Source organism: Brucella sp. NBRC 14130, from assembly GCF_040371715.1.
Lineage (GTDB): Bacteria > Pseudomonadota > Alphaproteobacteria > Rhizobiales > Rhizobiaceae > Brucella > Brucella intermedia.
Genome location: NZ_BAABTE010000019.1, coordinates 13,370 through 26,512, shown reverse-complemented (window position 1 = coordinate 26,512; position 13,143 = coordinate 13,370). Strand labels below are relative to the sequence as shown.

Here is a 13,143-nt window from a genome sequence, read left to right as displayed (position 1 = left end):
AATCCTTACGGAGCCCGCTATGACTACAGAGACCCCCTCGCCCCTCGTTCAGAAATTTGGCTCAGGTCTTACCACCACCGAAATCGTTGATGGTGTCGGCCTGGTTTCGATCGACAATCCGCCTGTCAATGCGCTCTCGCGCGATCTTCGCGAAGCTATGATCGACGCCATCAACCATCTCGCTGCGAAACACGACGTTCAGTCGATCGTCCTTCTTGGAAAAAACGGTACGTTCATCGCCGGAGCCGACCTAAAGGAGTTCGGCAAACCCCTGACCGATCCCACATTGCCGGATGTCATTGAAACCATCGAGCAGTGCTCGAAGCCAGTCATCGCGGCAATCGAAGGGGCGGCACTCGGCGGTGGCTACGAAATCGCCCTCGGTTGCGACGCGCGGATCGCGACGGAAAAGGCTGCCGTCGGACTGCCGGAAGGAACCTTCGGAATAATTCCAGGTGCCGGGGGCACCGTCCGACTGCCTCGGGTGACTGATGCCGTCACCGCACTCGACATGATCGCGTCTTGCCGTCAAGTCAAAGCTCCAGAAGCCAAGAACCTCGGCCTCATCGACGCTATTGTTGGGAAAATTCCAGACGATGCGATAGCCTATGCTCGTGCCTTCGGGACCACGAAGATCAGATTAAGGGACAGAGAACCAAAGCCCTTCGATCACAAGGCGTTTGACCTTGCCGTCCAGCAGGTCTTGAAACGCGGTCGCGGGCGACCCTTCGTCTTCGACCAGACCGAAGCAATCTGGCAGGCAGTCACGGTTCCCTTCGATGACGCGCTCGCGTCAGCCCGCACCGCATTTCGGCGCCTTCGCGATTCCGATGAGTCGGCGGCCCTGCGGCATCTTTTCTTTGCGGAAAGACAGGCCGCGCGTATTGAGGGCCTTGCGGACGCTTCTCCCTTATCGGTCAAGACGGTCGGTGTCGTCGGAGCCGGAACGATGGGCGCGGGGATCGCCGCCGCTTTTCTCGCAGCAGGCTATCCGGTGAAGCTTACGGACCTCAAAAAAGAGGCTCTGGCAAGCGCTCGGACCCGCATTGAAGGTTTTCTCGCGAAAGCCTCGAATCCCGCCGAGCTTACATTGGTCGATAATTTCGAGGAACTTTCAGATTGTGATCTGCTCCTCGAAGCTGCCTTCGAGGATCTGGCGGTGAAGACCGACCTCATGGCTCGTTTCGACAGTTTCGCTAAGGCTAACGCGATCCTCGCGACCAACACTTCCTATCTGGATGTCAATGTCATAGCAGCCGCGACGGCGCGCCCTCAATCCGTTGTTGGACTGCATTTCTTCGCGCCGGCACACATCATGAAGCTTCTGGAAATTGTTCGGGGCGATGAAACATCGCCGGAAGTCCTGCAGGCTGCTTTTGCGATCGCAAAACGGCTTCGGAAGGTCGCCGTTGTTTCCGGAGTCGGAGAAGGCTTCATCGGCAACCGCATATACAACGCTTACCGCGCGCAGAGCGAAGCGATGCTCATCGATGGCGCTAGCCCGGATGAAATTGATACCGCCCTTGAAGCGCTCGGTTTTGCCATGGGGCCGTTCAGCGTATCGGACCTGTCAGGGCTCGATATTGCTTGGGCTAACCGGAAGCGAAAGCAGGAGGCACGCGGGGAAAAGAGCGGTGACGTTCCGGTTCTCGAATGGCTCGTTGAAGCTGGGCGGCTCGGGCGAAAGACTGGTGCCGGCTGGTATCGGTATGACGATGGTCAGCGTGCGTCAGACCCAGACGTGAGAAATCTCATCGCGAAGGCGCGGGCGCAATATGGCGCTGCGCCGCGGTCGCTTGATCGGGACGAGATCCAGGAGCGCGCGCTTTGCGCGATCGTCAACGAAGCGCTGCTCGTTCTGGAGGACGGCATTGCTGCGCGATCGTCCGATATCGATCTCGTCCTGATCAACGGATACGGCTTTCCGAAATATCTTGGCGGGCCGCTCTTCTGGGCGAAACGTCAGCCGCGCGAACGGCTGGAACGCATTCTCGCAACCGTGGCTGGCGACGGCCGCGTCGGGAATCTCGCGTTGCTCGACTGAATCAACCCATACTCTATGGAGGAATCCGATGTCCGCAGCTTACATCTGCGCCTATATCCGCACGCCAATCGGCCGCTTCGGTGGCTCGCTCTCTTCCGTGCGGGCAGACGATCTCGGCGCCATCCCCTTGAAGGCGATCATGGCGCAAAATCCCAACCTCGACTTCGAAGCCATTGATGAAGTGGTGTTCGGATGCGCCAACCAGGCGGGCGAGGACAATCGGAATGTCGCGCGTATGTCGTCGTTGCTCGCAGGCCTGCCTGTCAGCGTTCCCGGCACGACCATCAACCGGCTGTGCGGCTCCGGCATGGATGCCACAATCACCGGTGCGCGCGCCATTGTTTCGGGTGAGGCTGATCTGGTAATTAGCGGCGGCGTCGAAAGCATGAGCCGTGCGCCGTTCATCGTGCCGAAAGCCGAGACGGCCTTCTCTCGCTCGATGGAGATCCACGACACAACGATAGGCTGGCGCTTCATCAATCCTCTCATGAAGAAGCAGTACGGGGTCGACTCGATGCCGGAGACCGCTGAAAACGTGGCGGATGAATTCAAGATCAGCCGCGATGACCAGGATGCTTTTGCTGTACGTTCTCAAGCGAAAGCCGCCCAGGCCCAGGCAAATGGCCGCTTCGCTAAAGAGATCACCCCGGTCACGATCCCGCAAAAGAAGGGCGACGCACTGATCGTCGACACGGACGAACATCCCCGCGCGACAACCATCGATGCTCTCGGCAAGCTCCGACCGATTGTCCGCGCCGACGGCACTGTTACGGCCGGCAATGCTTCAGGCGTTAATGACGGTGCAGCGGCGATCCTTCTAGCATCCGAAGCGGCCGTCAAGAAATACGGCCTGACTCCGATCGCACGCGTTCTTGGTGGCGCGACCGCAGGTGTAGCACCGAGGATCATGGGATTTGGCCCTGCGCCGGCGACCAAAAAGCTGATGTCCCGCCTTGGAATGCGCCAGGAGCAGTTCGATGTCATTGAGCTCAACGAAGCGTTCGCATCTCAAGGGCTTGCGACGTTGCGTGACCTTGGCATCGTCGACGACGATCCTCGCGTGAATCCAAATGGGGGTGCCATCGCCCTAGGACATCCATTGGGTATGTCGGGCGCTCGGATCACGGGCACGGCGGCGCTGGAGCTGGCGAACACCGGCGGCAAATTCGCCCTCGCGACCATGTGCATCGGCGTTGGTCAGGGCATCGCGATCGCCCTCGCGTCAGTATAAGCATTGAAGGCTGGGCGGCGTCTCGTCGCCCATTTCCGAATTCCAGCTTGTTGTTCGTCACCTGAATGAACGTTGGCGTGCAGAACAGAAAAGCCGCAACCTGGTCGGGCTGCGGCTTTTTCCTTAACCATCACTTTCAGATTGCTTTACGCCATGGCCCGCAGGTCAGGCTTACGCTTTCGACGCGAGGCAAAAGGCCCAAAGGGGATCTCCGGCGGCGCGAAGGTCTCCGCGCTCGCCCGGTCCCAGCGATCGTACCAATCCGCCAACTCCGGAATTTCCTCCTCCGACAGCAGAAACCCTTCGGGCAAATATGGATACGCCTCATTGCCATCAAGGAATTCGTTGTCCGACTGGCGGAACATGAAGTGGTACGGCATGAAGTCGCGAGGATCGGTCAGGCCTGCGGCGCCGGCAATCTCGCTCAAGGCGCGCATCGTATTGCGATGGAAACGCGCGACACGGTCGCTCTTATCACCTACATCAATAGCACGCTGACGGGCCTGATCTTGCGTGGCGATCCCAACCGGGCACTTGTTCGTATGGCATGCCTGAGCCTGGATACAGCCTACGGCAAACATAAAGCCCCGGCCGGAATTACACCAGTCTGCACCAAGAGCAAGTGCGCGGGCGATATCGAACGCGGAAATGATCTTCCCCGCTGCGCCGAGCCTGATATCGTTGCGAATGCCCGCGCCACGAAGCGCGTTATGAACGAAGGTCAGGCCCTCAAGCATCGGCATGCCGACCCGATTGGCGAATTCCACCGGAGCGGCTCCTGTTCCTCCTTCCGCACCGTCAATCACGATGAAATCCGGTTTGATTCCGGTTTTCACCATAGCCTTCACCATGCCGAGAAACTCACGGCGATGACCGATACAGAGCTTGAAGCCTACCGGCTTACCGCCAGATAGTTCGCGCAATCTGGCGACAAATTCCATCAGACCGACAGGCGTGGAGAACGTGCTGTGTGCTGGCGGTGAGATGCAGTCTACACCCATGGGAATGCCCCGCGCCTCGGCAATTTCAGGCGAGATTTTCGACGCCGGAAGCATACCGCCGTGACCAGGCTTCGCGCCTTGGCTTAGCTTGACCTCGATCATCTTTATCTGAGGGTCGGCAGTGATTGCAGCAAACTTCTCCTCTGAGAAGCTTCCATCGTCTTCCCGACACCCGAAATAGCCGGAGGCGACCTGATAAATTAGGTCGCCACCACCTTCGCGGTGGTAGCGGCTGATCCCCCCTTCCCCGGTGTCATGGGCGAAGCCGCCCTTCTTGGCTCCCCGGTTCAGAGCTGAAATCGCGTTGCCGGAAAGGGCACCGAAGCTCATTGCGGAAATATTATAGAGGCTGGCATCATAGGGCTGGCGACAACTGCTCCCACCGATACTCACCCGGAAATCGAAGTCGGTGATATGTGTTGGCGTGGCAGAGTGGGTGAGCCACGAATAGCCGGCGCCATAAACATTTTCGATCGTCCCAAACGGTCTTTTGTCCTCGACACCTTTTGCGCGTTGATAGACCAGCCCTCGCGCCTGCCGGCTGAACGGAACCTCCTCGTGATCAGCCTCGATCATATACTGTCGGATTTCCGGACGGATGCTTTCCATGAGAAAGCGGATATGGCCGATCACCGGATAGTTCCGAAGAATAGCATGCCTTCTTTGCTTGATGTCGTAAACGCCAATCAGCGCGAGCGGAACAAGAACCACGGCAGGGACTGCCCACCAAGGGCTCGAAAGCGCGAGGCCCATGACCGAGAGGAGTGAACCCAAGAGAATTACGAGGAAGATGGCGTACCGCTGGTACAGGATCATAATTCCATTCCCTATTCTTCGTCGACGAGCGGGGCACGCGGTCGGAAGATTGCGATGAAGTACAGGTCGGTGAAAAATGAGGAGCGGCTATGCCGCTCTTTCCGCGATGTTTATGCCGGTGGCGAGGCGATCTTCGATGTAGAGCTTGCGTAGCTTTGCAGTCGCCGGACCGGGTTTGCCAAGTCCAACCGGATGACCATCGATCGAAACAACAGGCATAACGAAGCTGATGGAGTCGGTGATGAACGCTTCTTCCGCATTCTTGGCTTCTTCGAGCGTGACCGCAGCCTGACGTGTTTCAAGCCCCGCTCGTGCCCCGAGATCCAGAACCGACGCGCGAGTGATGCCATGCAGTAGGGCGTTTGAGAGGTCCCGCGTAATCAGAATGCCATCCTTGGTGATGATGTGGAAATTCGCTGAACCTGACTCCGTTATGAGGCCATCCTCCACGAAAAGCACATCATCATAGCCTTCGCGCAACGCCTCCGTCTTGGCCATTGACGAGTAGAGAAGCTGTACCGTTTTGATCTGCCGGTGAGCCCATCGCCCATCAGGTGCTGTCTTCATTGTGATGCCACGTTCCCAGCCAGGGTTAGCCAGGATGGTGCGCGGCTGCGTGAACATCACGATCGTCGGACGGAGGCCATCGGTGTAGATAAAATTGCGGTCTTCCGCGCCACGGGAAATCTGCAAATAGACTAAGCCATGCGTAATGCCATTCCGGCGCGCGATCTCCTGGTGCAAAGCCAAGAGTTCACCTTCCGCGACCGGCATCGGAATTCCGAGCGTTTCGAGCGAGCGTTTCAGTCGATCGGTGTGGCCCTTGAAATCGATCAACTTGCCGTCAGCAACGGCAGTTACCTCATATATCGCATCCGCAAAAAGAAATCCGCGATCGAAGATCGAGATCGTTGCTGCCGTCTCGTCCAGCCATTGGCCGTTGACGAACACTGTCCTGCCCATTGTGCGCGTTCCTGTCATTTCGTTGGAAAAAATTGTGGGGCAGTCGCGGTTAGCCAATTGCCTTTTGCAGCTCCGGTAGGACCTCAAAGAGATCCCCGACAAGGCCGTAGTCCGCTACTTGGAAGATCGGCGCCTCCTCGTCCTTGTTGATCGCCACGATCACCTTCGAGTCCTTCATGCCCGCCAGATGCTGGATCGCGCCCGAGATGCCGCAGGCGATGTAGAGCTGCGGTGCAACCACCTTGCCGGTTTGGCCGACCTGCCAGTCGTTCGGCGCATAGCCGGCATCGACGGCGGCGCGCGATGCGCCGACGGCCGCACCGAGCTTGTCGGCGACCGGAAGGATCACTTCCTGGAATTTTTCAGACGAGCCGAGCGCGCGGCCGCCCGAGATGATGATCTTGGCAGACGTCAGCTCCGGGCGGTCCGACGAGGACAGCGCATCCTTGACGTGGCTCGAAAGGCCCGGATCGGCGGCGGCGGAGATCGTCTCGACCGAGGCGCTACCGCCCTCGTCGGCGGCGGCGAAAGAGGCCGTGCGCACGGTGATCACCTTCTTGGCGTCGGTGGACTGCACCGTCTGGATGGCATTGCCGGCATAGATCGGACGCTTGAACGTATCGGCCGAGACGACCTCGACGATTTCCGAGATCTGCGCCACGTCGAGCAGGGCGGCAACGCGCGGCAGCACGTTCTTGCCGACCGAGGTCGCGGCCGAGACGATGGCGTCGTAGTTGCCGGCAAGCGACACGATGAGCGCCGCCAGCGGTTCGGCGAGGTTGTTGCCGAGGCTCGCATCGTCGGCGACGAGCACCTTCGTCACGCCCGAGAGCTTTGCAGCGGCTTCGGCGGCCGCCTTGGCGCCCGAGCCGGCGACGAGCACATGCACGTCCGAGCCGATCTTGGAAGCGGCCGTCAGCGCCTTGGCGGTCTGGTCGGAAAGGGTTGCGTTGTCGTGGTCTGCCAGAAGAAGAATGGCCATGGTTGTGTTCTCCCTTTCCTGCTTAGAGCACGCCGGCTTCGGTCTTGAGCTTTTCGACCAGCTCGGCGACGCTCTTGACCTTGACGCCCGCCTTGCGGCCCGACGGCTCCTCGGTCTTCAGCACCTTCAGGCGCGGGCTCGTGTCGACGCCGAAGTCGGCAGGCGTCTTCTTGTCGAGCGGCTTCTTCTTCGCCTTCATGATGTTCGGCAGCGAGGCATAGCGCGGCTCGTTCAGGCGAAGGTCGGTGGTGACCACGGCCGGAAGCTTCACGTCGATGGTCTGGAGACCGCCGTCGACTTCGCGCGTCACGGTCGCCTTGCCGTCGCCGATCTCGACCTTGGAGGCGAAGGTGGCCTGCGCCCAGCCGAGAAGAGCGGACAGCATCTGGCCGGTCTGGTTCGAATCGTCGTCGATGGCCTGCTTGCCGACGATGACGAGGCCGGGCTGCTCGGCCTCGGCGACGCCCTTGAGGATCTTGGCGACGGCGAGCGGCTCGACGGCGTCTTCCGTCTCGACCAGCACGGCGCGGTCGGCGCCCATGGCGAGAGCGGTGCGCAGCGTTTCCTCGGCCTTGGCCGGGCCGATGGAGACGACCACGACTTCCTCGGCCTTGCCGGCTTCCTTCAGCCGAAGCGCCTCTTCCACGGAGATTTCGTCGAACGGATTCATCGACATCTTCACATTGGCAAGCTCGACGCCCGAGCCGTCCGCCTTGACGCGAATCTTAACGTTGTAATCAACGACCCGCTTGACTGGGACCAAGATTTTCATAGCAGCCTTGCCTTCCATTTAAGGACGCAGCACCGCACCCAACGCGGGCGTGATAACGGCCTACGCTCTACTCCGTAACAGATGCAAATACTTATATTCCGTTCCGTCGGTAAGTAAATAGAAATCTTGGGGCGCGCTTGCTCTCGTCGAGAGCTGTTATCAGAGCAAGTTAGGTCACCGAACTCCTGGAGGGACTCTTTTTTCCCTTCCGACCCGTCGTTAAGTTGGCAACAAGAAGTTTGATCGGCGTATTGGTGTTTGTTGCGCATTGGTAATGTGGTAGCAAAAGAGAAATCCCACTCTGCGCGAGCAAACACCTACATCAGAGGCCCAATGAAGCAGACCAAGACAAAGCCCCGCATGGGACGACCGCCCGTTCTCGAAAATGCTCGCGATCGCATTCTTGACGAGGCCGCAGTCTTGTTTGGAGAGGGCGGCTTCGACAATGGCTCCATGAATGTCGTTGCCGAGCGGCTTGGCGTCTCAAAGGCCGCCGTCTACCATTATTTCGACACCAAGCAATCTGTCTATGACGCCATTATCGTACGCACGTTGGGCGGACTGCTCGAACACGTCAGTCGAGCTGTTGCAGCGTCCACCACCGCAGAAGACAAACTAAAATCATTCATGGTTTCGCACGCTGCATACTTTGAAAAAAACTATTGGGGTTTTGTCTGCATGCTGATCGGATACGGCGGCATGGCAAATCCGGGGCTGAAAACCGAGGCCAATCAGCTTCGTATCGAGTATGAGAGTATACTTCGCGGAATTCTTCGCGAAGGAATGGCAACCGGCGCCTTCCGTGAGGCGGATGTGACAACATCATCTCACTCGGTCTTATCTATGCTCAACTGGATGGTCCGCTGGTTCAAGCCAGGCGGTCAAAAACGCGCAGAAACTGTTGCAGCGGAATATTTTGATCTCCTTACCAATGGCCTCTACAAAAGATAAGAGAAAGAGCCGCGGGGGTATGCCGCATTGTTAAAGAAGTCACGGTACAAACATTAGTGCGCGCCGACATCAGGTGTCGGAAACGTCTTCTCGCCGGAATGCATCTGCTAAGGCCGTGACAAGGCCGACGACCTTTCGGCGCATCCTATGTGAACTGATCCGTGAGAATGCAAGGTTGAGATCACGCCCTTCGTTCGTCTCGAGAAAGCTGGCAAGCTCGGGCGCCGCAGCCACCATACCTTGCCCCGTATCGTCCGCACCGGGAAAGAAATACGAGGGCGGCACGCCGAACGTCTTCGCAATCACAGCGAGGCGGCTGGAACTCACCCGGTTCGTCCCCTTCTCGTATTTCTGGATCTGCTGGAAAGTGACGCCGAGGGCGGCAGCCAGGGTATCCTGGCTCATACCCCTCAAGCGCCGCTGCGCTTTGATCTTGCTTCCGACTTCCACGTCGATCGGGTCAGGCGTCTTCGCCATTCAATTTTCCCCGATCGTTTCGATAATATCGTACTTTTTGACGATCGCGCCGACGCCACTATTGAGCAGCGCGACCATTACCTCTTTGGTCACTGGGACGGTCACGACCCGCTCTAGATGCATTGGCGGTAAATCGTGGTCCGGTTCATTTGAAACCGCTTCGCGTAAATCAACGAGCGCCTGGCGGGCACTCTCCGCACTACCGAAAAACGGATTTCGGACCACATCGTCACGCCAACGCGACCCGGCCGACTGGAAGGTGGGCGAATAGGTGTAGCATGTGAAGGAAGGTGCTGCTGACACTCGGTTTCCTCCCAGAGCAACGCGGTACGCCCCCGCTTCTGCTCTTTGACCCCTGGTGATCGGGGAGTTGGAAACCGCATAGCACGGCCCTACGGCCTTTAGCTCCGAGGAACCTGTTGCATACGCCGCAGGATCCCCGACCGCAAAGGTCGAAGAGTGGTGCCATGTCGCGGCACCTGCCTAGCTATGAGGGGTTTCCACGCCCCAAAGCAGCGCGTGACTGCTTCAGCCGTGAGTCTAGGCGATCACGCGGCGCGGTGCAAACACTCAGAGTAGAAATTCCGAATGAATTCAGTCGATAGATGCTGAAGATGGTTCCCCCGATATGCGCCCAGCGATATGGCTGCGTTTCAGTATCAGCGAAACAGACGGCCAGTTGTGCAGCCAGACGGAAGGTGAACGCCATGGACGAGCAGAGCGAGACGATAACGATTTCCAGCCGCAGCGATTTCGCCCTTTGGGCAATTGAACGGGCTAAGGCGATTGTTGCTGACGAAGGCGGCAATCTCGCCATCGCCACGCGTGACCACGGCGAAGACGAAGTTGCCGCAACGGCCAACGCCCTTGGCCAGGCCATCGTCGATGCCCTGCTTGAAGTCTTCGATGGCCTGATGCAGGAATAGCGGCGGATTAACGCTCCGCGCCGTCGCGACCATTGTCTCGCTGGCGGTCCTGTTCCGCTTGGTGGAGAACCTGCTGGCGATGTTCATCCTGTGCATTTTTCGCCGCGCCTGCCTGCTCGCGGGCGGCCCGAGAGGCGCGGCCAGTGGCAATAGCCTGCTGCTGTGCCGCGATGGCGGGATCGACGGTAGAAGGGGCCGGTCGGCCCTGCGCCTGACCGTCATCTGAACGTGCCGCCGCCGATGTACCCCCTCCCCCATTAGTTTCCGTAGCCGACCTTACCTGCTGCATCTCGATATCGCGACGCTGCTCCGCGAACAGTGCAGAGATCTCGCGCCGCATTTCCTCGACCGCCTGGCGCTCGGCGCTGCTATCAACCATCCCTTCAAGGCGATCCATCGATTTGGTGGCACGCGAAACGCGCTCGTCGAACTGTTTCAGCGATAGGGGCATAGCGTTTTCCTTCTGCTGTTGAATGGTTGTGATCAGGGCCTTGAATTCCGCTAGTGGCTCGTCCGGCGGCGCAGCGGACCGCTCGGTCAAAGTATCGAATTTCTTCTGCAGCCAAGGCGACGGCGCACTATGCTTCGCGGAGCCGGCCGCCTCGACGACGACGGAGGCACGCAATCCATGCGACAGCAACCGCGTCTGAAAACCTCTGGCAACGGACCGTGTCTCGGAACCGGGACCAAACTCTTCGCCCTGCTTGGCCAACTCGCGCTCAATCTTGCTGACGCTCGCGGTCGTTGGCGCCAGGACCTGGACGGACTTCCCCGCGACGGAAATCAATTTGGCCTCGACGCCGATAGCGCCTTCGAGAATAACAGCCACCGTCTCGCGTTCCATGGCCTGTTCGACTTCCAACCGGAGAAGAACGAAGCCGCTGGCACGCAAAGCAGCATGCGGTGCATGAGTGGTCGCCGCGGCTGCGAACCTGTCGGCTGCTGCGATGACCGAGTGCTTCGCCCCTGCCCCCTTCAGCGCGATGGCCGTCGCCTGCCATTTCGGGGCGAGCGCGAGGTTGCCATTGGAGAGTGTCGCTCGATCGACAACGCCCACCCACTTGCGCTCGACACGCTGATTGACCGCAGCAGACTTCAGATAACGTGGATCGGATCGGCCGCGCTCATAGGCGCCGGCCTGTGCTTGGCTATAGGGTCGGGTCGCCGCAACATCCGCGCGACGTGTAGCGACCATGGCGATGCCGTGCTCGCGCGCCTTCGCTGCGAACCGCTCCCGCCATGCATAAAGCTCCGGCTTCGTTAGCCGCAATGCTTTGCCGATATCGTCGCGTGCCGAGATCATCGTGTGGACATGCACATGACCGGTATCGGGGTGATGAGCCGTGATCCAGCGATGGCCGGCCACCTGCTCGCTAAGGAAGTCACGAACGGCACGATTCATCGCTTCCGCATCCGTCCCGGCTCGGGCGGAGAAAATCACATGGAAGGCATTGCGCGGCTCGACGGTCCGGATGTCGCTCGACCAATTCCGCCAGATGCTGTCTACCATGCTCTTGATCGCCGGGCCACGCTGCACCTGCTCGCCGGCGCTAGTGATGGCATGCTTTTCCGTGCGGAGGAACTTCTCGAGGAAATAGCGGCCCGACTTTTCAGAGACCGCGGCGCCGAGAATGCGGACCTCGGCCGAGACACCGGCGTTCGACAAACGGCGCGCAATATCGGTCTCGGCGTTCTCAACCGCCCGCCCCGGCCCTTCTCCCTTTTCGCGCATCCTGAGCGCACCGACAATCTTCCTTGCCGGAAGATCAGTAACAGCAAAGACGGAAACCTGACCGTCCGGATTGCGAGCATAGAGAAAGGGCTTGGAGCCGAACGCCGAGTTCAGCGCATCGTGAAGATCCTCATCGTTCACCGCCTCCGGCAAATTGATCGACAAGGTGGCAACTGCGTTCACCGCATAGGCTTCGCGAAACTCTGACAGCCATTCCTGCAGAACGGCCGCCCGTTCTTCGCGGCTCGCAATCGTCACACCCTCCTGGTCGATAATCGGGATGTCGACCTTTCCCTTCTCTCCGTTTTCCTTTTCGACCTCCCGCGTACCGAGATAGGTCATCAGACCCACGGCCGACGCCCTGCTCGAAACAGTCGATGTGACCTTGATGACGACTGCCTGCGCACCGGCCGCGATCGCCGCCCGGCTCGCCGTCTCCATCGATGACCGCTTGCGGGAAGAAGATCGCATAACCGGCGGCCGGTCGACGCGCGGCGTCCCGCCAGCCCCTCCTCCGCCGCCGCCCGATCTCCGCAGCTCGTCATCCTCTACGGATTTCGAACCAGCACCAAGAGCGCCAAAAAGGGTGATCACGTCCCGCTCGGAGGCACTTGCAGGCTGGAGGATGGAGGCGATAGTCGGTTCTGGTGAGAGGACAGCAGCTGGCCGGGCTTTGCTGGCGATGCCCGTTGGCACGTATCGTTGCTGGGGCGCCTCGGCGGTCATGGCCATCCGCACCATTCCTGCGCGCCTGTGGCGCTCGTCTTCCTCTTCGAGGAGCGACTTTGTCCGACGCACCTGGAAGCCCTCGATATCACTGAGCAGGCTCGTCCAGTCATACGCCATGACCATCTCTCCTCCGCCCCCGTCGGCTGATCCGCAGCATCAGGTCGACGTCGGCCCGCAGCCGGAAGACACCTTCGAGAAGGCTGCGAAGTGCTGCGTCAAGATGGGGTTCATAGCCGACGCGGCCTTCATTAATACCCCGAACTGCCTGGTTGAGATTGATACCGATGCGGCGAAGCTCCTCGTTCGTAGCGCGTAAAGCGTCGGCTTCGACGGGTCCAACGGGAAGCGGAAGCCCAGCCCGGTCGCGAAACAGCAGCCGGATCACATCGCTGGCGGTGCGGTCTTCACCGCAAAGGTCCGCAAGAGCTTGCCGCTCCTCCGGCCTTAGACGGACCCTGACCACTTCGCTGCGCATCGCTTTCCTTCCTCGCCAGGTTGCCGGAGGCGACCCCAGAGCGC

12 protein-coding genes are annotated in these 13,143 nt (G+C 59.6%); 4 read left to right on the top strand and 8 right to left on the bottom strand.

Annotated features, from left to right (window positions below; translation table 11 throughout):
* Positions 1–19 precede the first annotated feature (19 nt).
* Positions 20–2,044: a 3-hydroxyacyl-CoA dehydrogenase NAD-binding domain-containing protein gene (locus tag ABWW28_RS24460; RefSeq protein ID WP_234189810.1), complete on the top strand. Its 2,025-nt coding sequence runs from the start codon at positions 20–22 to the stop codon at positions 2,042–2,044.
* A gap of 28 nt (positions 2,045–2,072) precedes the next feature.
* Positions 2,073–3,275, top strand: a complete 1,203-nt coding sequence (gene pcaF, locus ABWW28_RS24455) for a 3-oxoadipyl-CoA thiolase (protein ID WP_234189809.1) — start codon at positions 2,073–2,075, stop codon at positions 3,273–3,275.
* 146 nt (positions 3,276–3,421) lie between these two features.
* Here the strand turns inward: pcaF and ABWW28_RS24450 are convergent, their stop codons facing one another.
* The 4 genes from ABWW28_RS24450 to ABWW28_RS24435 all read right to left on the bottom strand — a co-directional run bounded on the left by ABWW28_RS24450 (position 3,422) and on the right by ABWW28_RS24435 (position 7,809).
* The gene (locus tag ABWW28_RS24450) at positions 3,422–5,092 is read right to left on the bottom strand and encodes an FMN-binding glutamate synthase family protein (protein ID WP_234189808.1); all 1,671 of its coding nucleotides are present in this window, start codon (positions 5,090–5,092) and stop codon (positions 3,422–3,424) included.
* A gap of 87 nt (positions 5,093–5,179) precedes the next feature.
* Entirely contained in the window at positions 5,180–6,055 is an 876-nt protein-coding gene (locus ABWW28_RS24445; protein ID WP_234189807.1) for an aminotransferase class IV, read from the bottom strand.
* 49 nt (positions 6,056–6,104) lie between these two features.
* The gene (locus ABWW28_RS24440; protein WP_234189806.1) at positions 6,105–7,037 is read right to left on the bottom strand and encodes an electron transfer flavoprotein subunit alpha/FixB family protein; all 933 of its coding nucleotides are present in this window, start codon (positions 7,035–7,037) and stop codon (positions 6,105–6,107) included.
* 22 nt (positions 7,038–7,059) lie between these two features.
* Positions 7,060–7,809, bottom strand: a complete 750-nt coding sequence (locus tag ABWW28_RS24435) for an electron transfer flavoprotein subunit beta/FixA family protein (RefSeq protein WP_234189805.1) — start codon at positions 7,807–7,809, stop codon at positions 7,060–7,062.
* 333 nt (positions 7,810–8,142) lie between these two features.
* Between ABWW28_RS24435 and ABWW28_RS24430 the strand changes: the two genes are divergently transcribed.
* Complete coding sequence (locus ABWW28_RS24430; RefSeq protein WP_234189804.1) at positions 8,143–8,760, top strand: TetR/AcrR family transcriptional regulator; 618 nt, start codon at positions 8,143–8,145, stop codon at positions 8,758–8,760.
* Positions 8,761–8,829: 69 nt separating this feature from the next.
* Here the strand turns inward: ABWW28_RS24430 and ABWW28_RS24425 are convergent, their stop codons facing one another.
* Together ABWW28_RS24425 and ABWW28_RS24420 are read right to left on the bottom strand one after the other, a co-directional pair.
* Positions 8,830–9,237: a helix-turn-helix domain-containing protein gene (locus ABWW28_RS24425; protein WP_234189803.1), complete on the bottom strand. Its 408-nt coding sequence runs from the start codon at positions 9,235–9,237 to the stop codon at positions 8,830–8,832.
* Positions 9,238–9,540, bottom strand: a complete 303-nt coding sequence (locus ABWW28_RS24420) for a hypothetical protein (protein ID WP_234189802.1) — start codon at positions 9,538–9,540, stop codon at positions 9,238–9,240.
* A gap of 404 nt (positions 9,541–9,944) precedes the next feature.
* Between ABWW28_RS24420 and ABWW28_RS24415 the strand changes: the two genes are divergently transcribed.
* Positions 9,945–10,163, top strand: a complete 219-nt coding sequence (locus ABWW28_RS24415; protein WP_137935218.1) for a hypothetical protein — start codon at positions 9,945–9,947, stop codon at positions 10,161–10,163.
* A gap of 7 nt (positions 10,164–10,170) precedes the next feature.
* On the opposite strand, the gene ABWW28_RS24410 is transcribed toward ABWW28_RS24415, so the two are convergent.
* On the bottom strand, positions 10,171–12,741 hold the full coding sequence (locus tag ABWW28_RS24410; RefSeq protein WP_234189801.1) for a relaxase/mobilization nuclease domain-containing protein: 2,571 nt from the start codon (positions 12,739–12,741) through the stop codon (positions 10,171–10,173).
* Entirely contained in the window at positions 12,731–13,099 is a 369-nt protein-coding gene (locus tag ABWW28_RS24405) for a MobC family plasmid mobilization relaxosome protein (RefSeq protein WP_137935216.1), read from the bottom strand. Before ABWW28_RS24405 ends, ABWW28_RS24410 begins: the two co-directional genes overlap by 11 nt.
* Between the last annotated feature and the right edge of the window lie 44 nt (positions 13,100–13,143).